The 841-nt window shown below is 35.7% G+C and carries 2 protein-coding genes; one reads left to right on the plus strand and one right to left on the minus strand.

Annotated features, from left to right (window positions below; all coding sequences use genetic code 11):
• Positions 1-224: hypothetical protein (locus BDR01S_RS26010; protein WP_169801480.1), on the plus strand; the 224-nt coding region annotated here is incomplete at its 5' end.
• A gap of 134 nt (positions 225-358) precedes the next feature.
• Here the strand turns inward: BDR01S_RS26010 and BDR01S_RS24580 are convergent.
• A complete protein-coding gene (locus BDR01S_RS24580; RefSeq protein ID WP_066250617.1) occupies positions 359-823 on the minus strand; it encodes a GNAT family N-acetyltransferase in 465 nt (154 codons plus the stop codon).
• Positions 824-841: the final 18 nt, after the last annotated feature.

Consider the following 841-nt stretch of genomic DNA (forward strand, 5'->3'; position numbering starts at 1 on the left):
GGGGTTGGCATTTTGATTACAAGACTGCCTATGTTCCAAGAGGAACAACGGTTGACGCTCACATCTATTTGACTATATTTAGTCCGGGTGTATGGTTTTATGAATTTACACCATGTCAATTTTCTAGAACTGCGGGTTCGGCAGCAGCTGGTATCGCGGGCTACAAATACATTGACGAGAATGGAATAGTACAAGAAGTGGTATATGATGTTCAGGTTAAGTAGTTAACTTCGCTTCACGTCGAAAAGAGTGTTGAAATAACCTTTGTGTTAATTTCAAGATTTTGTAATGCGAAGGCTGATGGTTTGATTTTTCATTGGCAATAATTAACCCGGGAGTATTATGAATACGGCTAAATTTACCGCATATTCTTTTCATAATTTATAAGTGTCAAGTACTGGTTTATTGGTTCCTGCCCTGTTTTTTTAAACCCGAGTTTTTCATAAAAATGGCGATTTCGATGATCATCTTTTGGGGTATGAAGCGACCACTTTCGTACATGAGGGAATCGTCTTTCTAGCTCCTGTACTATTTTAGAACCCAAACCTTTGTTTTGAAATCGAGAGCTAAGAAAAATCGAAAACAAATAATAATGAATATAGGTCTGTATGACAATGCAGATTCCGCCTGCAAGCTTATCTTCAACAAAAATTGAATAATGCAAAGAGTTTTGCATTCTAAATAAAAAATATTCCAATGATTCAGTTGCTGGATTTGTATCGTAATCCTTATATTTCATTAAATCGGAATAAAACGCTTCTCTTTGAATCTTTAACAATTCGTATGCTTCTGTATTTTTTGATGGTAAAATCTTAAATTTCATCTCCCTACCTCCTAAGCC

The organism is Neobacillus drentensis NBRC 102427 (genome assembly GCF_001591445.1).
In the GTDB taxonomy this organism is placed as follows: domain Bacteria; phylum Bacillota; class Bacilli; order Bacillales; family Cytobacillaceae; genus Neobacillus; species Neobacillus drentensis.

Coding starts and splice junctions, on each gene's coding strand:
- BDR01S_RS24580 (WP_066250617.1), bottom strand. CDS start 823: ATGAAATTTAAGATTTTACCATCAAAAAATACAGAAGCATACGAATTG.